The organism is Streptococcus oralis subsp. tigurinus (assembly GCF_002356415.1).
In the GTDB taxonomy this organism is placed as follows: domain Bacteria; phylum Bacillota; class Bacilli; order Lactobacillales; family Streptococcaceae; genus Streptococcus; species Streptococcus oralis_F.
This window is the reverse complement of the sequence record NZ_AP018338.1, coordinates 1804086-1825543: the sequence shown is the minus strand read 5'-3', so window position 1 is coordinate 1825543 and position 21458 is coordinate 1804086. Positions and strand designations below refer to the sequence as shown.

Sequence of the window (21458 nt, the reverse complement as noted above, 5' to 3'; positions counted from 1 at the left end):
ATCCAGAAGCTATAATCTTAATATTATGCCAAAGTTGATTAAATTATTTTATTATTGAGTATAGTACTACTGATAAGTTTTAGAGCTACAAAAAGGAGTATTGTTATGACTGATATTATTGAACAACCAGTGGATTCGTTGCAAATAGTTGAATCTTCTCCATTTGAGAATTATTTAAAACAATTTGGTCTTCCTTATGAAGATGTTATCGCATCAACTGCTGATAAAAATAGAGTATCTGCTAACTTACCTGATCTTTTAAATTCTATTCCAGAAAGTCATAGGAAAAATGCTTTATATATGTCAAAATTTATTTCGAGCGTTGCTATTGGTCGTTTTGATTCAGCCTTAAATGATTTATGGAATGAGGTTGTAGAAACACTTAGGAATAAAGCAGAGTCATATGGTCTAGATTTGTTTTTTGATAGTGCTGTCTCCGGTAATAAACGAACCTTTTTTTCTGGAAGAGAAGATTTTGTCCTACTAAAAGACATAGAGCTAGTTCAAGCTTGTAGTAAATTAGAAATAATATCTGAAATTACGAAGAAAAAATTACTTCATATTTTAGATATGAGAAATAATATTGGCGGTTCACATCCTACAAGAGAAGTGATTGGCCCCCTAATATTGGTAGGTTGGGTTGAGGATTGCATTAAAAATGTGTTTTTAGATGAGACTAGTCCGAATTCATTAGAAGTAAAGAAGATTATTAATGGAATTGGCCAAGAAGGCTTGAATATAGATGATGCTTATTTATCACAACTGGATAATAAAATAAAAGATATTTCAGTAACTTTAACTAATAATTTATTAAAGATTCTCTTTAAAAAATATGTAAGTTCTCAATCTGATGCTTTAACAAATAATATTAGAATGATTGCTCCGATTGTTTGGAAAAATTCGGACGATAGAATGAAATACGAACTGGGGTTAGATATTGATTCATATTCTTTAAATCTTGAAAAAGATAAAGAGTCGAAAGCAAAGGAATTTTTCGATATTTGTGATGGTAATAGATATAAATCAAATAGTACGAGGAGTATTGCTTTGAGTTCAATGATAGATGAACTTGAAAATATACATTACTCATACGATAATTTTTATCACGAAGGACCAAAAATAAAAGATATCATGTCTTATATTGAGCAATCCAGTGATATTCCAGACTCTGTAGCAGAAAAATTAATTTCAGTGGTTTTAATCTGTAGATTAGGTAATTTTTATGGAGTGTCTAGGAGTGGACTTCCATATTACCAAAAATTCTTTAACATTCTTAATCAAGATCAAGTTAAGCTATTTTTGAATTATTTATATATTCAAAGGCAAGAATTTAATCAGTCTTTGACTTCCAATCAAGTTCAGATATTAAAGGATATAATTACGGAATTAAGCACAAAAACATACTCATCAGATCGTGTTAAAGATACAATAGACTATTTATTAAATGGTGATGGAGATTCTATAAGTAAGAAATTATTAACAAGAGATTATCGACATCACATCGAACTTTTATAAGTAATTTTCTTGTTACAGTCCACATAAGTGAAAAATAAGAGGAAAGGAAAAATTAATAACATGATCAACCGTTACTCTCGCCCAGAAATGGCGAACATTTGGAGTGAAGAAAATAAATACCGTGCTTGGCTTGAGGTGGAAATCCTGGCTGACGAGGCATGGGCTGAGTTGGGGGAAATCCCTAAGGAAGATGTAGCTTTGATTCGTGAAAAAGCGGACTTTGACATCGACCGTATTTTGGAGATTGAGCAAGAGACTCGTCACGATGTGGTGGCTTTCACGCGTGCGGTTTCTGAAACGCTTGGCGAAGAGCGTAAGTGGGTCCACTATGGTTTGACTTCTACCGACGTGGTGGACACGGCCTACGGGTATCTTTACAAGCAGGCAAACGATATCATCCGTCGTGACCTTGAAAACTTCACCAATATCATCGCTGATAAGGCTAAGGAACACAAGTTCACCATCATGATGGGTCGTACCCACGGTGTGCACGCTGAGCCGACAACCTTTGGTCTTAAATTGGCGACTTGGTACAGCGAAATGAAGCGCAACATCGAGCGTTTCGAGCATGCAGCTGCTGGTGTGGAAGCTGGTAAGATTTCTGGTGCGGTTGGGAACTTTGCCAACATCCCACCATTTGTAGAGCAATACGTCTGCGACAAGCTGGGTATCCGTGCTCAAGAAATCTCAACACAGGTCCTTCCTCGTGACCTTCACGCTGAGTACTTTGCAGTTCTTGCCAGCATTGCGACTTCAATCGAGCGTATGGCGACTGAGATTCGTGGTTTGCAAAAATCTGAGCAGCGCGAAGTGGAAGAGTTCTTTGCTAAAGGTCAAAAAGGTTCTTCAGCAATGCCTCACAAACGCAACCCTATCGGTTCTGAAAATATGACAGGTTTGGCGCGTGTCATCCGTGGTCACATGGTGACAGCCTATGAGAACGTCGCTCTCTGGCACGAACGTGACATTTCCCACTCATCTGCTGAGCGTATCATCACACCGGATACGACTATTTTGATCGACTACATGCTCAACCGTTTTGGAAATATCGTCAAGAACTTGACGGTCTTCCCAGAAAACATGATCCGTAACATGAACTCTACGTTTGGTCTTATCTTTAGCCAACGTGCCATGTTAACCTTGATTGAGAAAGGTATGACACGTGAGCAAGCTTATGATTTGGTGCAACCGAAAACAGCCTACTCCTGGGATAACCAAGTAGATTTCAAACCGCTTCTCGAAGCAGATCCAGAAGTGACATCACGCCTCACTCAAGATGAAATCGATGAAATCTTCAATCCTGCATACTACACTAAACGTGTGGATGATATCTTTGAACGTATCGGACTTGGTGATTAATCCTAACAATAAAAAGCGAGATTCAATCTCGCTTTTTTGTATTCTTGTCGAAGGGGTTTAATCTTCTTTTCTCTTAGGGAGTCCGTAGGCTGCTAGTGTGGCCATGAGTCCTGCTGCGACCAAGCCTGCAGAGTCTTGACTTCCTGTTGCAGGGAGTTGTTTTTCATCTGCTTTGCTAGTAGTTGCTTCAGCTTGCTCAGCTTTCTCAACGGCAGTTCCGACTTCGACAACCTGAGCGACCGCTTCCTGCGATACCGCACTATTGACAAGGGTTCTTTCTTCCTTGCCGTCAGCAGTAGTGCTAACAGAGTAGAAGACGGTACGGCGACCATTTACTCCGGAAACGACGACTTGACTTTGTCCTTTTGGCAATTGCGGATTTTCACGTGTCACGGTAGTGAAAGGAATCTCTTCTTCTTGGATGTCTAGTCTAGGTTTTGCTTCTGCAGCTGGGGCAAGACCGTGTTCATCCCCTACATGGGTAACAAGGGTTCCGACTTCAATGACTTGTGTCACTGCTTCTTGCGTTACAAGGCTATCAACAAGAGTCTTCACTTCTTTGCCATCAGCAGTAGTGCTTACAGAGTAGTAATGACTGCGACGACCGTTAACACCTTTGGTAAGGACTTGAGTCTTCCCCTTGAGCAAGAGTGGATTTTCACGTGTCACGGTAGTGAAAGGAATCTCTTCCTCTTGGATGTCCAGTCTTGGTTTTGTCTCTGCGGCTGGAGCAAGACCATGTTCATCCCCTTTGTGCGTAATAGGGGCGCCGATTTCAACCACTTGGGTCACAGGTTCCTTGGTTACTTGGCTATCTAGAACCGTTTCTGTTTGTTTCCCATTTTCAGTAAGGACAGAGATGTAATGAGTGCGTTCGCCCTCTACACCTGGTGTGATGATTTTTTCCTGACCAGCTGGGAGATTTGGATTTTCCTTCTTGATAACTTCAAATGGAATCTTTTCTGCTCTTGTGATGAGTTCCGGTTTGGTTTCGACATTGGCAGCTAATTCGTTTTCATCGAGGCTTCCTGAGTGGGTTGCTGCTGGTTTAAGGCCTAGGCGGGCTGCCTTGAGTTTGGCTACGAGAGCGTCTAACTCGGCTTGTTTGTTACGGTTGAGGTTGTAGTTGAGAGCTTCTTTAGCTGCATTTAGGGCATCCAAGCTTTCCTTGCTGTATCCATCCAAGTTTGCAGGGATTTGAGCAAGTTCCTCACGGAGAGCATTGTAGTCAGCACGGAAGTAGTCTTTGTTGTGGTCTGCGAAGGCAGTCATGAGTTCAAAGATTTCTTCTTCCTTGTACTCAGCACTTGGTTTGTCTGCCCAGATAGCAAGCATGCTACCAATAGTAGGTAGGTCAACTTCAGGATATTTAGTTGAAGCTAGCTGGTTAAATAGAGTTTTTTCGGTATTTTCAATAGCTTTCTTAAGGAAGCTACCACCATCTTCTGGTTTTTGACCGAGAATGTAGTACCAATCTCCGTTGGTATTAAGAAGTTTGTAGCCTTTGCTTGCTAGATACTGAGGAGATGCAAGGTTGTAGCCCCACCATCCTTTAGACCAGTAAGAGATGATGACATCCTTGTCAAACTCAACATCATCCTTGTCCTCGTAGTAGAAACCATCGTTGAATGCCATTGGCTTGAGACCGTGAGATTTGATGAATGGAGGAAAACATAAGATTTAGAAGAAAATTGCCAATAAAAGACAAAATAGAAGGAAAAATGAAGTAAGTATTTAACTTGTTTTTAGTAAAAATGCTACTAATTAAATAAGAGTCCTCCATAGCGTTCTCACAACTTCTTTCTCGTGCTATAATGAATATAGAAAAAGCCTGAGCTGGGCTCAAGCTTTCTCTTAATGACCTCGATTACATGAGAGGAATTTAATTTTGTAGTAGTCTGCTCGCTTATACGTTTCACTATAGGCGAGGACTTGGCCAGTAGCCTCAAGTTTAGTAGTCTTCGTTTGGAAGACAGTTGGAAATTGCGTATCGATTCCAAGTACAGAAGCAACATGCTCTGGTGTTGGAAATGCGATTTCATTGATTTCCTCAAAATGTTCATCGTTCATGTGAATGCGGTAATCCAATTTGAAACGTTTATAGATAGAACTATAATAGTCAAGATTTGGATAGTTGGCATTGATGTATTGTTCAGGAATATAAGATGTGTGGTAGATGTAAGTTACGCCATTTGTTTGACGGGTACGTTCAATTTTGTAGTAGAACTGATCTCCACGTAATCCAAGCTTCTCTAGGTATTCAAGCTTGTTTCCGCGCTCGATAGAAAGGACAGTGACTTTATCATCTTTTGTTTCAAAGATTTCGACATCTGAAAATTCAACGAGTTTGTGCTTGCGGGCACGTGAAACGAAAGTCCCTTTCCCTTGTTGGCGGACAATATAGCCGTCTTTTGCAAGGTCATTCAAAGCACGCACAACAGTGATTGAACTAACATCATACATCGCGATCAATTCTGCTTCTGTATAAAATTTATCTCCACTTGCAAATTGACCAGAGATGATTTTGTTTTTTAATTCATCTTTAATATATTGGTATTTTGGAATAGCCATAATTTCACCTCGATTCTCTTTCTCCAATTTTGATTCTACCATAAATACAGACAAAATAGTAGTATTTAGGTAAAAAAAATTAAAATAATAGACTAAAAATGTTATGTTACATGTAAAAAATTCCATTTTATAACCTTGTGAATTATCATACATAAAAAGATCGTTTTCATGCTATTTTTAGATAATTTCGGTAAACGGTAAGTAAAAAAATAGAAAAATTTTAAATAATTTTCTAAAACCTATTGACAAATGCAAAAGATTTGATTATAGTTAATATTATAATAAATGAAAGCGCAAACTTAATTCGTCAGAGGTAATAACATGACCAGATTTAAAATTGAGGACGATTTCTATTTAGACGGAAAACCGTTCAAGATTTTGTCCGGCGCCATTCATTATTTTAGGATTCCAGCAGAGGATTGGTATCATTCTCTCTATAACTTAAAGGCGCTTGGCTTTAATACAGTCGAGACCTATGTGGCTTGGAATTTACACGAACCTGTTGAAGGGGAGTTTGATTTTGAAGGTGCCAGAAATTTGGAGAGATTTCTTCAAATTGCACAAGATTTGGGTCTCTATGCCATTGTACGCCCGTCTCCATTTATCTGTGCGGAATGGGAATTTGGTGGCTTGCCGGCTTGGCTCTTGACAAAGGACATGCGAATTCGCTCGTCCGACCCGGCCTACATCGAGGCTGTTGCTCGCTATTATGACCAATTATTGCCAAGGCTTGTGCCTCGCTTGTTGGATAATGGTGGAAACATTCTTATGATGCAAGTCGAAAATGAATATGGCTCTTATGGAGAAGATAAGTCTTATCTACGAGCAATTCGAAAATTGATGGAAGACCGAGGGATTGATTGCCCACTCTTTACTTCAGATGGCCCATGGAGGGCTACTCTGAAAGCCGGAACCTTGATCGAAGACGATCTCTTAGTGACAGGAAACTTCGGTTCTAAAGCTCCGTACAACTTTTCACAGATGCAGGAATTCTTTGATGAGCATGGCAAGAAATGGCCCCTCATGTGTATGGAATTCTGGGATGGTTGGTTCAACCGTTGGAAAGAACCCATCATCACTCGTGATCCTAAAGAATTGGCAGAAGCTGTTCGAGAGGTATTGGAACAAGGCTCTATCAACCTTTACATGTTCCATGGTGGAACAAACTTTGGTTTCATGAATGGTTGCTCAGCTCGAGGAACTCTGGATTTGCCACAAGTCACATCTTACGACTATGATGCCCTTCTCGATGAAGAAGGAAATCCAACTGCTAAATACTTAGCAGTCAAGAAGATGATGGCAACCCACTTCCCAGAGTATCCACAGTTGGAACCACTCTATAAGGAAAGCATGGAGATAGGATCCATTCCATTGGTCGAAAAAGTTTCCTTGTTTGAAACCCTGGATAGTCTCTCTAGTCCTACTGAAAGCCTCTATCCAAAAGCGATGGAAGAACTTGGTCAAAGCTATGGCTACCTTCTCTACCGCACTGAGGCAAGTTGGGATGCAGAAGAGGAACGTCTCCGTATCATCGATGGACGTGACCGAGCTCAACTCTTTGTAGATGGTCAATGGATTGCTACTCAATACCAGACAGAGATTGGTGAAGATATCTACTGTCAGGGCAATCGAGAAGGCTTTTCAGAGATTGACATCTTGATTGAAAATATGGGGCGTGTCAACTACGGTCATAAGTTCTTGGCAGATACGCAGCGTAAAGGAATTCGAACAGGTGTCTGCAAGGATCTACATTTCTTACTGAATTGGAAACAATATCCACTGCCACTGGATAATCCTGAGAAGATTGATTTTTCAAAAGGATGGACAGAAGGACAACCAGCCTTTTACGCTTTCGACTTTACTGTTGAAGAGCCGAAGGATACCTACTTAGACTTGTCTGAGTTTGGTAAGGGAGTTGCCTTTGTCAACGGGCGTCACCTAGGGCGTTTCTGGAACGTCGGCCCGACCCTCTCACTTTATATCCCTCATAGTTATCTCAAGGAAGGTGCTAACCGCATCATCATCTTTGAAACTGAGGGCGAATATAAAGAAGAGATTCATTTAACTCGTAAACCTACACTAAAACACATAAAGGGGGAAAACTTATGACAATTGTAGGATGCCGTATCGATGGACGTTTGATCCACGGTCAAGTAGCCAATCTTTGGGCTGGAAAACTAAATGTTTCACGCATTATGGTTGTAGACGACGAAGTTGTTAACAACGATATTGAAAAGAGTGGTTTGAAACTTGCGACACCACCAGGTGTGAAACTCAGTATCTTGCCAGTTGAGAAAGCAGCAGCAAATATCCTTGCTGGTAAATACGATAGCCAACGTCTCTTTATCGTTGCACGTAAACCAGACCGTTTCCTTGGTTTGGTCGAAGCAGGTGTTCCGCTTGAAACACTCAACGTCGGCAATATGTCTCAAACACCAGAAACTCGCTCTATCACACGTTCTATCAACGTGGTAGACAAGGATGTGGAAGATTTCCACAAACTAGCAGAAAAAGGTGTGAAACTCACTGCTCAAATGGTTCCAAATGATCCAGTTTCAGACTTTTTGAGCTTATTAAAATAGGAAAAAATTTTTAGGAGGTCATTGTTATGATACAATGGTGGCAAATTTTACTTCTCACTTTGTACTCAGCTTATCAAATCTGTGATGAGTTGACAATCGTTTCATCTGCAGGTTCCCCTGTATTCGCTGGTTTCATTACTGGTTTAGTTATGGGAGATTTGACAACTGGTTTGTTTATCGGTGGTAGCTTGCAGTTGTTCGTACTTGGGGTAGGTACCTTCGGTGGTGCTTCTCGTATCGACGCAACTTCTGGTGCGGTTCTTGCGACAGCTTTCTCAGTTTCACAAGGTATAGAAACAGACCTTGCGATCACTACAATCGCTGTACCAGTAGCAGCACTTTTGACTTACTTCGACGTACTTGGTCGTATGACTACTACATTCTTCGCACACCGTATTGACGCTGCGATTGAACGCTTTGACTACAAAGGAATCGAACGCAACTACCTACTTGGTGCGATTCCATGGGCTCTTTCACGTGCCCTTCCAGTATTCTTCGCTCTTGCTTTTGGTGGAGAATTCGTACAAGGTGTTGTAAACCTTGTTAAAGAATACCAATGGGTTGCAGACGGTTTGACACTTGCAGGTCGTATGCTTCCAGGTCTTGGATTTGCAATCTTGCTTCGTTACCTTCCAGTTAAACGTAACCTTCACTACCTTGCTATGGGATTCGGTTTGACAGCTATGTTGACTGTTCTTTACTCAAACGTAACAAGTCTTGGTGGAGCAGTTGCTGGAATCATTGGCACTCTTCCTGCTGAAGTTGCTGAAAAAATTGGCTTTGCTAACAACTTCAAAGGATTGTCTATGATCGGTATCTCTATCGTAGGTATCTTCCTTGCGGTTGTTCACTTCAAGAACAGCCAAAAAGTTGCTGTAGCAGCACCTTCTACACCATCAGAAAGTGGGGAAATTGAAGATGACGAATTCTAATTACAAATTAACAAAAGAAGATTTTAATCAAATTAACAAACGTAGCTTGTTCACTTTCCAATTGGGATGGAACTACGAACGTATGCAAGCATCAGGTTACCTTTACATGATCTTGCCACAATTGCGTAAAATGTATGGAGATGGAACTCCTGAGTTGAAAGAAATGATGAAAGTTCATACTCAATTCTTCAACACTTCACCATTCTTCCACACAATTATCGCTGGTTTTGACCTTGCTATGGAAGAAAAAGATGGCGTTGGTTCAAAAGATGCGGTTAACGGTATCAAGACAGGTTTGATGGGACCATTCGCTCCTCTTGGAGATACTATCTTTGGTTCACTTGTACCTGCTATCATGGGATCTATCGCTGCAACAATGGCTATTGCTGGTCAACCTTGGGGTATCTTCCTTTGGATTGCAGTTGCAGTAGCGTATGACATCTTCCGTTGGAAACAGTTGGAATTTGCATACAAAGAAGGGGTTAACCTTATCAACAACATGCAAAGTACTTTGACAGCTTTGATTGAAGCTGCATCTGTACTTGGTGTATTCATGATGGGTGCTCTTGTAGCAACAATGATCAACTTTGAAATTTCATACAAATTACCAATCGGTGAAAAGATGATTGACTTCCAAGACATCTTGAACTCAATCTTCCCACGTTTGCTTCCAGCAATCTTCACTGCATTTATCTTCTGGTTGCTTGGTAAGAAAGGTATGAACTCTACAAAAGCTATCGGTATCATTATCGTGCTTGCCTTGGCTCTTTCTGCCTTTGGTAAATTTGCACTTGGAATGGGCGCATAATTTATGACTAAATCATTGATTTTAGTGAGCCACGGTCGTTTCTGTGAAGAACTTAAAGGTAGCACAGAAATGATTATGGGACCACAAGACAACATTCATGCGGTTGCTCTTCTTCCAGAAGATGGACCAGAAGAATTTACTGCTAAATTTGAAGCTGCTGTTGAAGGATTGGATGATTTCCTAGTCTTTGCGGATCTTCTTGGTGGAACTCCATGTAACGTGGTGAGCCGTTTGATTATGGAAGGTCGTGACATTGAACTTTATGCAGGAATGAACCTTCCGATGGTCATTGAATTTATCAATGCAAGCCTAACTGGCATGGATGCGGACTATAAGAGTCGTGCTGCAGAAAGCATCGTAAAAGTCAACGATTTGTTAGCAGGCTTCGATGATGACGAAGATGAATAATACTCTTCGAAAATCAAATTCAAACTACGTCAGCGTCGCCTTGCCGTACTCAAGTACAGCCTGCGGCTAGCTTCCTAGTTTGCTCTTTGATTTTCATCGAGTATAAGATGTGACAACGGCTAAACCGTTAGAACAGCTTGTATAGAATAAACATGGGAATGGGAGTCACTCCCATTCCCATGTTTTCAATAGGAATGAAACAACAATAGATTAGAGGAACTCTATGCTAAATTACACAAAAGAAGAATTACTTGAACTGGGTGCAGAAATCACGACTCGTGAAATCTACCAACAGCCTGATGTATGGAAAGAGGCTTTTGAAGCTTATCAAGCGAAACGAGAAGAAATTGCAGCCTTCCTACAAGGAATTGCTGATAAACATGACTATATCAAGGTTATCTTGACGGGTGCTGGTACTTCTGCTTATGTGGGAGATACCTTGGTACCATACTTTAAGGAAGTCTATGATGAACGCAAATGGAATTTCAATGCTATTGCGACAACAGATATCGTTGCCAATCCAGAAACCTATCTGAAAAAAGATGTGGCGACTGTCCTTGTTTCCTTTGCTCGTAGTGGGAATTCACCTGAAAGTGTGGCGACGGTTGATTTGGCCAAAGCCTTGGTTGATGACCTCTATCAAGTGACCATTACATGTGCTGCAGATGGTAAATTGGCTCTTCAAGCTCATGGCGATGACCGCAATCTTTTGCTCTTGCAACCAGCTGCCTCTAATGATGCTGGATTTGCCATGACTTCTAGCTTTACGTCCATGATGTTGACAGCTCTCTTGGTGTTTGACCCTACAGAATTTGCTGTGAAAGCTGAACGTTTTGAAGTTGTGACGAGCCTTGCGCGTAAGATTCTAGACAATGCAGCAGATGTTAAAGAGCTGGTTGACCTCGACTTTAACCGCGTTATCTACCTGGGTGCTGGTCCTTACTTTGGACTTGCTCATGAAGCTCAGCTCAAGATTTTGGAATTAACAGCTGGTCAAGTTGCGACCATGTATGAAAGTCCAGTTGGCTTCCGTCACGGTCCAAAATCTCTTATCAACGAAGATACAGTTGTTTTGATCTTTGGTACAACGACAGACTACACTCGCAAGTACGACTTGGACTTGGTTCGTGAAGTGGCTGGTGACCAGATTGCTCGTCGTGTTGTGCTCTTGAGTGATCAAGCCTTTAGTCTTGAAAATGTCAAAGAAGTAGCCCTTGGTTGTGGCGGTGTCTTGAACGATATTTACCGTGTCTTCCCTTATATCGTTTATGCCCAACTCTTTGCCCTATTGACTTCACTCAAGGTAGAAAATAAACCAGATACACCATCTCCTACAGGTACCGTAAACCGTGTGGTACAAGGTGTGATCATTCATGACTATCAAAAATAAGGAAGTATCTATGAGTAAATTACAATTAAGTTCCAATAAAGTAGCCTGCTTGCAAAAACTCTCTGACGAGAACGGCATTATCTCAGCTCTTGCCTTTGACCAACGTGGCGCTTTGAAACGCCTCATGGCTCAATACCAAACAGAAGAGCCAACAGTGGCTCAAATGGAAGAACTCAAAGTCTTGGTAGCAGATGAATTGACAAAATACGCATCCTCTATGCTTCTAGACCCAGAGTATGGACTTCCAGCTACAAAAGCTCTTGCACCAAATGCTGGTCTTCTCCTTGCTTATGAGAAAACAGGATACGACACAACAAGCACCAAACGCTTGCCTGACTGCTTGGATGTTTGGTCTGCCAAACGTATCAAGGAACAAGGCGCTGATGCTGTCAAATTCTTGCTTTACTATGACGTAGATAGTTCTGATGAACTCAACCAACAAAAACAAGCCTACATTGAACGAATTGGTTCTGAGTGTGTGGCGGAAGACATTCCATTCTTCCTTGAAATCTTGGCTTACGATGAAAAAATCGCTGACGCAGGTTCTGCAGAATACGCCAAAGTGAAACCACACAAGGTTATCGGTGCCATGAAGGTCTTCTCAGACCCACGCTTTAACATCGATGTTTTGAAAGTGGAAGTTCCAGTCAACGTCAAATATGTTGAAGGCTTTGGCGATGGTGAAATCGTTCATACACGTGAAGAAGCAGCAGCCTTCTTTAAAGCTCAAGACGAAGCTACTAACTTGCCATACATCTACTTGAGTGCAGGTGTATCAGCTAAACTCTTCCAAGAAACGCTAGTATTTGCCCACGAATCAGGCGCAAACTTCAACGGAGTTCTTTGCGGCCGTGCAACATGGGCTGGATCAGTCGAAGCATACATCAAACATGGCGAAGCAGCAGCTCGTGAGTGGTTGCGTACAACAGGTTTTGAGAACATTGACGAACTCAACAAGGTTCTTAAAACAACAGCGACTTCATGGAAAGAACGTGTGGAAGCATAAAACAAGAATAGAAGAATCTTCTTTTGTTAAGAAGAGACTTAAGGTTTCCTGACAAAGGATTCTGAAAATAGGAACTACAACCATAGATGGTGAATATGCTTTCTATAGTTTGTTTACTTAATAGAAATAGAAAACAGGAGATGAAAATGAAAGCATACACAGAGCGTGTATTTGGAAATCATGAGGGCAAGGATGTCTTGGCCTATCGCTTTGAGACTGATGGTGGTTATCAGCTTGAAGTTATGACTTATGGTGCGACCATTTTGCGCTATGTCACACCTGACAAGGCTGGAAATTTTGCCAATGTTATCTTAGACTTTGATGATTTTGCTAGCTATGTAGGCAATAGTCCCAAGCATGGAGCTAGTGTGGGCCCAGTAGCAGGCCGTATCGCTGGTGCGACATTTGAGCTCAATGGCAAGACCTATGATCTTGAAGTCAACAATGCTAGCAACTGTAACCACAGTGGTTCAACAGGTTGGGATTCCAGCTTGTTTGAATTGGTAGAAGTGAGCGACCATGGCTTGACTCTCTACACCGAGCGTACAGACGGGACAGGAGGATTTCCTGGCAATCTCAAGATTTGGATTAGCTACCACTTGGAAGAAACTGGTGCCTACGAAGTCAGCTATAAGGTGACGACAGATCAGGATACGCTGGTCAATCCAACTAATCACAGCTACTTCAACTTGTCTGGTGATTTCACGCAGACAGTTGACCGCCATGTCTTTCAGCTAAATACGGAGGGCATTTACCCAATCGCTCCAGACGGTGTTCCAGCTAAGACTCCAGATGCCACTCGTGATGTTGTTAAACACATCTACAATGGTGCTTTGTTGAAGGATATCTTTGCAGAGAAAGATGAGCAAATCCAGCTGGTATCTGGTTTGGATCACCCATTTGCCCTTCCTGCAGGTCATGACAATGCTGGTTTCCTTTATGACCAAAACTCAGGTCGTTTCCTACTTTTCAAGACAGAGGCTCCTTGCTTTGTGGTCTACTCAGCAAACTTTGTAGATGAGAGTGTCATCATAGCTGGTCAGCCAATGATTCAGCACAATGGGATTGCCCTTGAAGCGCAAGCTTTACCAGATGCCATTCACAGTGACCTCAAAGACCAAGTTATTCTCAAAGCAGGGGAAACCTTTACCAGCAAAACTCGCTACGAGCTTGTTGTCAAATAAAAAGAAGAGCTGGTTTCCAGCTCTTTTGAGTTGACTTCGTTGACATTTTATCTCAATAGTGTATAATTGATGTAACGGATAAAGTTACAACAAACAAAAGGAGACACCCTATGACTTATGCATACCAGAGCCACATTTACCTAGCCGAGGTGGTTTTAAATGTCAAGGATTTGAAGAGTCAAACGGCTTTTTATCACCAGATTATTGGTTTGGAGATTTTATCTCAAACAGAGACAGAAGCGATTTTGGGACTTGGTAGAAAAGCCTTGGTCCACTTGATTCAGACAGAAAAAGCTGGGGAAGTAAGGGAGCATTATGGGCTCTACCATCTGGCAATTTTGTTGCCGACACGAAAAGCCTTGGCTGATGTCCTGAAACACCTAAGTGATTTGCGCATTCCTCTGGTCGGAGGTGCGGATCATGGATACAGTGAGGCCCTTTATCTGGAGGATTTGGAAGGAAATGGCATTGAACTCTACCGTGATAAGCCAGTGTCTTCATGGGATATTCGAGAAGACGGCCGCATTATCGGTGTGACAGAGGCCCTTGCGGCACAGGACATTTATGAGTTAGGGGAAAAGGTAGATCCCTTTCTCCTAGCTGAAGGGACGAGAATGGGGCATATCCATCTATCGGTTAAGGATAGCCGTGCGGCGAGTCAGTTTTATCAAACAGTGTTAGGGCTAGAGGATAAATTTACTATTCCTAGTGCCAGTTGGATAGCAGCCGGGAAGTACCATCACCATCTGGCTGTCAACGAATGGGCTGGAAAAGGTCTAGCTCCGCGTAAATCGGGCTTGCCTGGCTTGTCCTACTACGTCCTTGAGGTCGAAAGCAAGGAAGAACTCTTAGCCATCGTTGAGCAAGCACAAGAGGTGGAAGCTCCGATCAAGTGGTTACATTCGAGTGAGTTGGATCTTATAGACCCAGACGGGATTGTGACCCGCATTCGCTTGGCACGATGAGATGAAGAAAACACATCATATACATAGAAAAAGGCGGACAGGCTCGCATTCTGTTTTTAGAACGCGGACTTGTTCGCTTTTGTATGAAATGACGAAGCCTTTTTTGACTCTAGCTAAGGTATCGGTCAGGGATATTTTCCCTTTTCTGGGGGTTCATGCTATAATACTAATAAACTTTTCTTTCTCTAGGAAGGCAAAGGCCGAAAAATCGGCTAGAATGCTCGCAATCGTTGTCACGAAGCTTTTAAGAGAAAGTCGAACTCTGTTTGAACATCCGTATTGAGTTTAGGAGACGGGAAATAAGATGGACACAAGTGTAAAAAAATTAATCAATATGGGCCCTCTGGAGGACTATTTTATTTATTATGATCTGAGAAATCAAGTATTCTATGAAGTAAAACAAGGCATGAATTATTCAGCCATTGCAGCTCCTATTGCAGTCTTTTCCTTGCAACGGCTGTCGAAGTTGCTCAACCAAACCTTTGGAGATGTCTCATCACCTTTCAATCTGCTTTTCTTTATCTTGATGTCTCTGTTTTTAATTTTCGGGACAATTCTCCTTGCCAAATCTACCCGACGTAAAATGAAGACAGATAGATTTAGAAAAGTTAGGTTAACAAAAGCCAATATTAAAACACTTAGAAGAAAATCTAGATGGACAGTCCTAGTTGAGGTTTTTTGTTTTCTCATGATTCTGTTTTCCATCTATCGTTATTTTACCTACTCTGATTTTCTGTTCTTGATGATGTATATGTTAGGGATTTTTTCACTTGTTTATATTGTCTATGAATTTCAGATGAAAACGCGCAAACGACTGTTCAAAGAGCTGATGGAGACATTACAGGACGATAGCCGAGGAAAAGAGGGAGAAATGTAAGATGAGAAAAATCATTTATATAGGCCAAGGAAGCCAGCAATCCATCTACTATAACACAAGGACGAGAGAGGCATTAACGACAGAATCTAGCAACTTGCCAGATAGTGAAGGCGCCATCAGTTCAAAGAAATCCAAGTGGTCTTGGATTCTCTTTTTTGCTTTCTTGCTAGTTGCTATCATCAGTATTTGGATTCGTTCCTTGATAATGCCCTTTAGATTGAGTGAGTGGATGATTCCTATCCATCTAGCCGCAATCCTTTTTGTTTTTATCGGAAGTGTTTATGGATTTGAAAAACTTTTCTACAGTGGGGCTAAGTCGCTTGTTCCAGCAAGTGAAGAACAGTTTAAAGATGCGGTTGAAAGTAGTACTTTTTGGAGGAAGTCACCAGATAAGGAACCAACAGTTGATAAAATCATCTTGTATCTATTTGTTATCCTCGTTCTTCTATTTGTTTTTGTTATTGTTGTATTTTTTGCTATACCTGCGACTTTCATTCCTTACTATGAACAGGAATGGTTTAAGCCGTCCATGTTCATGGTACCAATCGGAGCAACGATCGTCCCAATTAGCGTGGTTCTTCTACTATTTCAAAACAATCCAATCCGCTGGATTTTAGCCGTACGAAAATACAAGCAGGGAAAAGTATTATTTAGGGAAGAGAAATAGAAAAGAGGAGATAATGATGTCACAAGAGAGATATTTGCAAATCAAAAAAGAGCATCAAGTTCGTAAGTTTGTGGGGCGTTTCCTCTTCATTCTTCTCGCTATACTCGATGTTCTACTGGTATCAAGTCATTCCAATTATGTCCCGCTTATAACGGTGGCTATGGTAACGATTGTGCCTTTTAATCATTTTCTACTTGGTCCTCTTAGGAGACAGAAAAAAGCTATAGAAAAAGAGCATCCAGAATGGAAAATACTCAGTACAAAGGGAGTAAAGGTTCCCTCGGCTGAAGCAAATAAAAGAACCTTGGCTGGTATTGGGATCTTGATAGCCTTGCTGTTGTCTTTTGGGCTATTCTATAAACCTGTGAAACAGCCGAACGACCAAGTAAACAAGCCACCTAAGGTTGATTCTAAAACGCCTGAAACGTCCAAGCCTTCTGAGTCTGAGTCGTCCAGTTCCTCAGAGTCGAAATCCTCGTCTTCGACTGAACAAAGTTCTAAAACCGAAAATTCAGGAACAAAACCGTCAAAAAGCGAGTCCAATAATCCCTATTACCAGATTCCAGGACTTACTGACGAACAGGTGAGAGATATCATATCGAAATCTGTGAAAGATTTAAGAGAAAAACAGTCAAAAGAAAAATCCGAAGAGTAGACTCCAGGGCTTCGATGTCTTTTCTGGATGAGTTAGTTTTGAGATTTTACTGTATAGAATAACAGGAGGAGTTCATATGACTAAAGAAGTGATTGGTTTGATAGTTGGAACAATCGTCATCTTCCTATCTTTTGTATTTGTGTGTGGGACCTTTCTTTTCCTCTATCTTCGGGATCAGAAGTTGGTCCGCCTTGCCAAGTCATCCGTTCCTGGAACGGTTATCGGCTATAGCCGTTTTCGTGAGGGGTATCCACCTATCGTCGAATACACGGTGGATGGGATTGCTTATAAGAAAACCTTGCAGTATTTTATGTTCAAAACGGTCACAATTCCGTGGGGGACTACTAAATTTTTAAAGGACTATACAAGAGAAGATATGCTAGCGCCTTCAATCACTCGCTACAGTAACTCCTTTGTTTCCTTCAAACGCTTGATGCAGACCCATTTCCCCCTTCATTCGGAGCTGACGGTCTGGTATGATCCAGACAAGCCGGCCAGGGCCTATGTCGAACGTTACAGTGGAATGGACAAGTTTTACAAGTGGTTTGGTATCGGATTTGGGCTGGCTCTAGTTCTAGTCTATGGGATAGTGATCCTAGCCTTTTTGTCCAAGATATAAGGCATAACTAATCGGAAACTTGATTTCCCAATCGTACTTCAAGGAGAACAGCCTTAGTTCTCCTTTTTCCTGTTCAGCAGATTTTTCTATCCAATCCAGAGAAAAGCTTGCCTCCTATAAAGACAGATAGGATGAGAATTTTGACAAAGAACCGTATTCGAGATATAATGAAGAAAAAGTGACCAAGGATAAATCAATGACAAACTCAAAGTATATAACACGCCTGAAACGTTCAGAGGGCCAGTTGCGTGGGATTCAAAAGATGATCGATGAAGATCGTGACTGCGCAGATATCATTACTCAGTTGACAGCAGTTCGCTCCAGTGTTGAGCGCGTGATTGAGATGATGATTACCGAAAATCTCACCGCTTGCATCAACCAACCGCTAGAGGACCCTGAGGCTCAAAAGGAACGCTTGGAAAAGGCTGTTCAGTACCTAATCAAACGGAAATAAACTAATTTTTGAGACAAGAGTTGCAAAGGTCTATCTACTATTAGAATAGTTTAATGTGAATCAAGAGAGGCTAGTAAAAAGTCTTTAAAATTAAAAAACGCATAGTATCAGGTGTTGAAAAACCTTGATACTATGCGTTTTATTGTGGGGAGATTTATACTCTTCGAAAATCAAATTCAAACCACGTCAGCTTCACCTTGCCGTACTCAAGTACAGCCTGCGGCTAGCTTCCTAGTTTGCACTTTAATTTTCATTGAGTATTACTTCATTTTCTCTTGAAATTGATTTTTGCCTAGCTTCGTTTGCTTATTCTACTTGACCAGGCCAAGCATTCATACCACCTTCTACATTGGTAACGTTGAGGCCTTGGGCGCTGAGAAATTGACAGGCAGAGGCGGAACGTACTCCACCTTGACAGATGACATGGTATTCATGGTCCAGTTTGAGTTCTTTGTAGCCTTGCTCCAAGCTACTTAACGGAAGATTTTTGGCACCTGGTGCATGTCCTGCTTGGAATTCATGTACTTCACGGACATCGATAAGATCTAGATTTTCATTTTGATATTTTTCATAAAAGTCAGCCATGCTGATATTAGTTAGCATATTCTACTCCTTCTGGATTAGCCATTTTGTATAGTGAATAAGCGCCGTCAAGGTTTTGGACGGTAAATCCTGCTTGCTTGAGGATACGCTCTGCGATATAGCTGCGCAAACCACTGTGGCAGCTAACGATGTAGGCTTGGTTCTTGTCTAGTTCATCCAAGCGTTCCCGTAGTTCGTTTAGGGGGATGTGGATGGTATCGACTTTGAGTCGACCACTTTGGAATTCGCCACTTGTTCGTACATCTAGGAATTTCTTGCCCTTTGCCAGTTCGTCTTCGAGCTGGTACCATTGAATATTGTCACTTAAACCTTCGATTAGGTTCAAGGCCGCGTAGCCCAGCATGTTGACGGGATCCTTAGCAGAGCCAAATGGTGGCGCATAGGTGAACTCCAATTCTGGTAAGTCAAAGACGGTGAGATTCCCCTTGATAACAGTTGCAAGGATATCGATTCGCTTATCAACACCCTTCTTCCCAACTCCTTGGGCACCGTAGATTTTTCCAGTGGTTGGGTCAAAGAGGAGTTTCAAGGTCATATCAGTAGCGCCTGGATAATAACCAGCGTGGTCTTTTCCACTGACATGAAGGGCTTTATATGGGATTTGGTTGGTACGAAGAGTACGCTCGCTGAGACCAGTCGAAGCAGCGGTCATATCAAAGGCACGAACGATAGCAGTGCCGATGCTGCCCTTGTTTATACGACCGAGTCCTGCGATGACGTCCGCGACTTGGCGTCCCTGACGATTGGCAGGAGAAGCGAGAGAGATGAGGGCATCTTGGCCTGTAATCTCTTGCTTGACGACGATGGCATCCCCGACTGCAAAGATATCTTTTTGACTGGTTTCGTAGTGTTCGTCGACCAGGATACCGCCACGTAGTCCCAGTTCAATCCCCGCAACTTTAGCTAGTTCATTTTCAGGTTCAACACCGACAGAAAGGATGGTGAGGTCAGAAGTGATCTTTTGACCGTTTTCGAGAACGATGACTTTTCCCTGGTCTTCAAATCGAGTTGCAGACTGAGAAGTGATAACGCGAACGCCGTTTTTAACCAATTCTGCTTGGACAAAGGCCGCCATTTCTTGATCTAATGGTGGTAAGACATGCGGTGCTTTCTCCACGATGGTGACTTGCAATCCCCGTTTCGCCAGATTTTCAGCCATTTCAAGCCCGATAAAGCCTGCACCGATGACGACAGCTTCTTTTGGATGATTGTCCAAGGCCGCCATAATTTCATCGAGATCGGGAACATTGCGAAGCGTGTAGGCATTCTTAGCTTCTGCCAAACCTTCAATGGCAGGAACAAACGGTTTAGCTCCTGGAGAGAGGATCAGCTTGTCGTAGCTTTCTGTGAATTCCTGTCCATGGTGTCGCACCGTCACAGTGTGTTCTTCTGGCGAAATCTGGATGACCTCGTGAAATGGTCGCACATCGAGATTAAAGCGTGCTTTGAGACTTTCAGGAGTTTGGACTAATAAACTATCACGGTTTGAAATTTCTCCTGAAACATAGTAAGGAAGTCCGCAGTTTGCAAAGGAAACAAAGGGACCTTTCTCAAAAATAGTGATTTCAGCGTCTTCCATGAGACGTCTGAGGCGGGTTGCTGCTGACATACCGCCTGCAACTCCTCCAACAATGATAACTTTCATTGACTTTCTCCTTTATGCTTTTAGATGACCTTACCTTTCCAAGCGCTCATACCGCCTCGAACATTGACGACATCGTAACCTTTTTTCTTTAGCTTTTTAGCGGCTAGTTTGCTTCGTACACCAGAATGACAAATGACATAAAGTGTTTCTTTTGTCGCAGGTGTGTAAGAACCGATTTCTGTTAAAGGAACATTCTTGGCGTTTTTGATATGACCTCTACGGAATTCCGTAGGCGTTCGAACATCCAGTAGTTGAATCGGTTCCTTGAGTTTAACTTCTAACTCGCTGGTAGAAATACTGTCAATTTTTGTAAATAAGTGAAACATAGGCACCTCCAAACATACCCTTATGGGGTATATTAAACCATGAAGTCAAGCTTTTGTCAAGCAAGTTGTTTTGACTTGGGAGAGGGCTTGGTTTTGAGAGTTTAGAAAGCAGGCTATTCTTGACCTTTCAAAGTCTTTTTGATATGATGACCTCAAAGTAAGTGTGAGGTATTAAGATGACCAGTGAATACCGGAAAATGATAGCGGGAGAGCCCTATCATCCGTTTGACCCCGAGTTGCGGGTCTTGGTTCAGACAGCACGTCAGAAGCAGGCAGATTTCAACCAGGAGTTAGATCCCTTGAAAGGGGCGGAGATTATCAAAAGTTGGTTTGGTTCAACTGGGGAAAATCTCTATGTCAATCCACGTCTGGTGGTCGATTATGGAGTCAATATTCATCTAGGGGAAAATTTTTATTCTAATTGGAACTTGACCATGCTGGATGTTTGTCCGATTCGCATCGGTAACAATGCCATGCTTGGCCCCAACTGTCAGTTTTTAACCCCACTCCATCCACTGGATCCGCATGAACGCAATTCAGGGGTCGAATACGGCAAGCCCATCACCATCGGTGACAATTTCTGGGCTGGAGGTGGCGTCATTGTCCTTCCTGGAGTGACACTGGGCAATAACGTAGTGGCGGGAGCAGGGGCCGTGATTACCAAGTCCTTCGGAGACAATGTTGTCCTAGGTGGCAATCCTGCGCGTGTCATTAAGGAAATCCCAGTTAAAGAAAACTAAAAAGAACAGCCCAGGCTGTTCTTTTTATGAACTCTAATCTTATAAATTTTTCTTCTTTTTTGCTTTCTTGGTCAAGGAAACATCGCACTGAGGGATGTTGGTTTTAAAAATCTATTAAAGGTAGTCTAGAGTTCAAAAATTGTTTTAGCAGC

21 protein-coding genes and 1 pseudogene are annotated in these 21458 nt (G+C 41.9%); 17 read left to right on the top strand and 5 right to left on the bottom strand.

The window, feature by feature from the left end; genetic code table 11:
- The first annotated feature begins 105 nt into the window (after window positions 1–105).
- Window positions 106–1515 (top strand): hypothetical protein, encoded by a 1410-nt coding sequence (locus STO1_RS09375; RefSeq protein ID WP_004262537.1) that lies wholly within the window; start codon window positions 106–108, stop codon window positions 1513–1515.
- A gap of 60 nt (window positions 1516–1575) precedes the next feature.
- Window positions 1576–2874: an adenylosuccinate lyase gene (purB, locus tag STO1_RS09370; RefSeq protein WP_000610728.1), complete on the top strand. Its 1299-nt coding sequence runs from the start codon at window positions 1576–1578 to the stop codon at window positions 2872–2874.
- A gap of 57 nt (window positions 2875–2931) precedes the next feature.
- On the opposite strand, the pseudogene STO1_RS09360 reads toward purB, so the two are convergent.
- Both STO1_RS09360 and STO1_RS09355 read right to left on the bottom strand, forming a co-directional pair.
- A pseudogene (locus STO1_RS09360) lies at window positions 2932–4530 on the bottom strand (G5 domain-containing protein); the annotation flags it as partial.
- 198 nt (window positions 4531–4728) lie between these two features.
- On the bottom strand, window positions 4729–5487 hold the full coding sequence (locus STO1_RS09355; RefSeq protein ID WP_162281877.1) for a GntR family transcriptional regulator: 759 nt from the start codon (window positions 5485–5487) through the stop codon (window positions 4729–4731).
- Between the two features lie 279 nt (window positions 5488–5766).
- On the opposite strand from STO1_RS09355, the gene STO1_RS09350 reads away from it, so the two are divergent.
- The 14 genes from STO1_RS09350 to STO1_RS09285 all read left to right on the top strand — a co-directional run bounded on the left by STO1_RS09350 (window position 5767) and on the right by STO1_RS09285 (window position 17992).
- Window positions 5767–7554: a glycoside hydrolase family 35 protein gene (locus tag STO1_RS09350; protein WP_096422929.1), complete on the top strand. Its 1788-nt coding sequence runs from the start codon at window positions 5767–5769 to the stop codon at window positions 7552–7554.
- The gene (locus STO1_RS09345; protein ID WP_000156968.1) at window positions 7551–8027 is read left to right on the top strand and encodes a PTS sugar transporter subunit IIB; all 477 of its coding nucleotides are present in this window, start codon (window positions 7551–7553) and stop codon (window positions 8025–8027) included. Before STO1_RS09350 ends, STO1_RS09345 begins: the two co-directional genes overlap by 4 nt.
- A gap of 26 nt (window positions 8028–8053) precedes the next feature.
- Window positions 8054–8959: a PTS mannose/fructose/sorbose/N-acetylgalactosamine transporter subunit IIC gene (locus tag STO1_RS09340; RefSeq protein ID WP_096422927.1), complete on the top strand. Its 906-nt coding sequence runs from the start codon at window positions 8054–8056 to the stop codon at window positions 8957–8959.
- Complete coding sequence (locus STO1_RS09335) at window positions 8946–9767, top strand: PTS system mannose/fructose/sorbose family transporter subunit IID (protein ID WP_000185293.1); 822 nt, start codon at window positions 8946–8948, stop codon at window positions 9765–9767. Before STO1_RS09340 ends, STO1_RS09335 begins: the two co-directional genes overlap by 14 nt.
- A 3-nt stretch (window positions 9768–9770) precedes the next feature.
- Window positions 9771–10175, top strand: a complete 405-nt coding sequence (locus tag STO1_RS09330; RefSeq protein WP_084437459.1) for a PTS sugar transporter subunit IIA — start codon at window positions 9771–9773, stop codon at window positions 10173–10175.
- A 223-nt stretch (window positions 10176–10398) separates the two neighbouring features.
- Window positions 10399–11565 (top strand): SIS domain-containing protein, encoded by a 1167-nt coding sequence (locus STO1_RS09325; protein WP_096422925.1) that lies wholly within the window; start codon window positions 10399–10401, stop codon window positions 11563–11565.
- 10 nt (window positions 11566–11575) lie between these two features.
- A complete protein-coding gene (lacD, locus tag STO1_RS09320) occupies window positions 11576–12571 on the top strand; it encodes a tagatose-bisphosphate aldolase (protein ID WP_096423012.1) in 996 nt (331 codons plus the stop codon).
- A 146-nt stretch (window positions 12572–12717) separates the two neighbouring features.
- Window positions 12718–13755, top strand: a complete 1038-nt coding sequence (locus STO1_RS09315) for an aldose epimerase family protein (RefSeq protein ID WP_000649395.1) — start codon at window positions 12718–12720, stop codon at window positions 13753–13755.
- 110 nt (window positions 13756–13865) lie between these two features.
- Window positions 13866–14720 (top strand): VOC family protein, encoded by an 855-nt coding sequence (locus tag STO1_RS09310; protein WP_096422923.1) that lies wholly within the window; start codon window positions 13866–13868, stop codon window positions 14718–14720.
- 304 nt (window positions 14721–15024) lie between these two features.
- A complete protein-coding gene (locus STO1_RS09305; protein WP_033583574.1) occupies window positions 15025–15597 on the top strand; it encodes a hypothetical protein in 573 nt (190 codons plus the stop codon).
- A gap of 1 nt (window position 15598) precedes the next feature.
- Complete coding sequence (locus STO1_RS09300; RefSeq protein WP_007522611.1) at window positions 15599–16264, top strand: hypothetical protein; 666 nt, start codon at window positions 15599–15601, stop codon at window positions 16262–16264.
- Window positions 16265–16280: 16 nt separating this feature from the next.
- A complete protein-coding gene (locus STO1_RS09295; protein WP_007522613.1) occupies window positions 16281–16919 on the top strand; it encodes a hypothetical protein in 639 nt (212 codons plus the stop codon).
- Window positions 16920–16995: 76 nt separating this feature from the next.
- Entirely contained in the window at window positions 16996–17538 is a 543-nt protein-coding gene (locus tag STO1_RS09290; protein ID WP_007522615.1) for a DUF3592 domain-containing protein, read from the top strand.
- 196 nt (window positions 17539–17734) lie between these two features.
- Window positions 17735–17992, top strand: a complete 258-nt coding sequence (locus STO1_RS09285; RefSeq protein WP_000185157.1) for a metal-sensitive transcriptional regulator — start codon at window positions 17735–17737, stop codon at window positions 17990–17992.
- Between the two features lie 306 nt (window positions 17993–18298).
- Here STO1_RS09285 and STO1_RS09280 read toward each other — a convergent pair whose 3' ends face one another.
- Genes STO1_RS09280 through STO1_RS09270 form a run of 3 tightly spaced genes read right to left on the bottom strand, consistent with a single transcriptional unit; the run spans window position 18299 to window position 20566 of the window.
- Window positions 18299–18595: a rhodanese-like domain-containing protein gene (locus tag STO1_RS09280; RefSeq protein WP_096422921.1), complete on the bottom strand. Its 297-nt coding sequence runs from the start codon at window positions 18593–18595 to the stop codon at window positions 18299–18301.
- Complete coding sequence (locus STO1_RS09275; protein ID WP_096422919.1) at window positions 18585–20240, bottom strand: FAD-dependent oxidoreductase; 1656 nt, start codon at window positions 20238–20240, stop codon at window positions 18585–18587. The genes STO1_RS09280 and STO1_RS09275 overlap by 11 nt, the downstream gene beginning before the upstream one ends.
- 20 nt (window positions 20241–20260) lie before the next feature.
- Window positions 20261–20566 (bottom strand): rhodanese-like domain-containing protein, encoded by a 306-nt coding sequence (locus STO1_RS09270; protein WP_096422917.1) that lies wholly within the window; start codon window positions 20564–20566, stop codon window positions 20261–20263.
- 176 nt (window positions 20567–20742) lie between these two features.
- Between STO1_RS09270 and STO1_RS09265 the strand changes: the two genes are divergently transcribed.
- The gene (locus STO1_RS09265) at window positions 20743–21306 is read left to right on the top strand and encodes a sugar O-acetyltransferase (RefSeq protein ID WP_096422915.1); all 564 of its coding nucleotides are present in this window, start codon (window positions 20743–20745) and stop codon (window positions 21304–21306) included.
- The last annotated feature ends 152 nt before the right edge of the window (window positions 21307–21458 follow it).

Bases quoted from the DNA above. Each gene is read 5' to 3' on its own strand.
- STO1_RS09375 (WP_004262537.1), top strand. From the start codon at position 106: ATGACTGATATTATTGAACAACCAGTGGATTCGTTGCAAATAGTTGAA.
- purB (WP_000610728.1), top strand. From the start codon at position 1,576: ATGATCAACCGTTACTCTCGCCCAGAAATGGCGAACATTTGGAGTGAA.
- STO1_RS09355 (WP_162281877.1), bottom strand. From the start codon at position 5,487: ATGGTAGAATCAAAATTGGAGAAAGAGAATCGAGGTGAAATTATGGCT.
- STO1_RS09350 (WP_096422929.1), top strand. From the start codon at position 5,767: ATGACCAGATTTAAAATTGAGGACGATTTCTATTTAGACGGAAAACCG.
- STO1_RS09345 (WP_000156968.1), top strand. From the start codon at position 7,551: ATGACAATTGTAGGATGCCGTATCGATGGACGTTTGATCCACGGTCAA.
- STO1_RS09340 (WP_096422927.1), top strand. From the start codon at position 8,054: ATGATACAATGGTGGCAAATTTTACTTCTCACTTTGTACTCAGCTTAT.
- STO1_RS09335 (WP_000185293.1), top strand. From the start codon at position 8,946: ATGACGAATTCTAATTACAAATTAACAAAAGAAGATTTTAATCAAATT.
- STO1_RS09330 (WP_084437459.1), top strand. From the start codon at position 9,771: ATGACTAAATCATTGATTTTAGTGAGCCACGGTCGTTTCTGTGAAGAA.
- STO1_RS09325 (WP_096422925.1), top strand. From the start codon at position 10,399: ATGCTAAATTACACAAAAGAAGAATTACTTGAACTGGGTGCAGAAATC.
- lacD (WP_096423012.1), top strand. From the start codon at position 11,576: ATGAGTAAATTACAATTAAGTTCCAATAAAGTAGCCTGCTTGCAAAAA.
- STO1_RS09315 (WP_000649395.1), top strand. From the start codon at position 12,718: ATGAAAGCATACACAGAGCGTGTATTTGGAAATCATGAGGGCAAGGAT.
- STO1_RS09310 (WP_096422923.1), top strand. From the start codon at position 13,866: ATGACTTATGCATACCAGAGCCACATTTACCTAGCCGAGGTGGTTTTA.
- STO1_RS09305 (WP_033583574.1), top strand. From the start codon at position 15,025: ATGGACACAAGTGTAAAAAAATTAATCAATATGGGCCCTCTGGAGGAC.
- STO1_RS09300 (WP_007522611.1), top strand. From the start codon at position 15,599: ATGAGAAAAATCATTTATATAGGCCAAGGAAGCCAGCAATCCATCTAC.
- STO1_RS09295 (WP_007522613.1), top strand. From the start codon at position 16,281: ATGTCACAAGAGAGATATTTGCAAATCAAAAAAGAGCATCAAGTTCGT.
- STO1_RS09290 (WP_007522615.1), top strand. From the start codon at position 16,996: ATGACTAAAGAAGTGATTGGTTTGATAGTTGGAACAATCGTCATCTTC.
- STO1_RS09285 (WP_000185157.1), top strand. From the start codon at position 17,735: ATGACAAACTCAAAGTATATAACACGCCTGAAACGTTCAGAGGGCCAG.
- STO1_RS09280 (WP_096422921.1), bottom strand. From the start codon at position 18,595: ATGCTAACTAATATCAGCATGGCTGACTTTTATGAAAAATATCAAAAT.
- STO1_RS09275 (WP_096422919.1), bottom strand. From the start codon at position 20,240: ATGAAAGTTATCATTGTTGGAGGAGTTGCAGGCGGTATGTCAGCAGCA.
- STO1_RS09270 (WP_096422917.1), bottom strand. From the start codon at position 20,566: ATGTTTCACTTATTTACAAAAATTGACAGTATTTCTACCAGCGAGTTA.
- STO1_RS09265 (WP_096422915.1), top strand. From the start codon at position 20,743: ATGACCAGTGAATACCGGAAAATGATAGCGGGAGAGCCCTATCATCCG.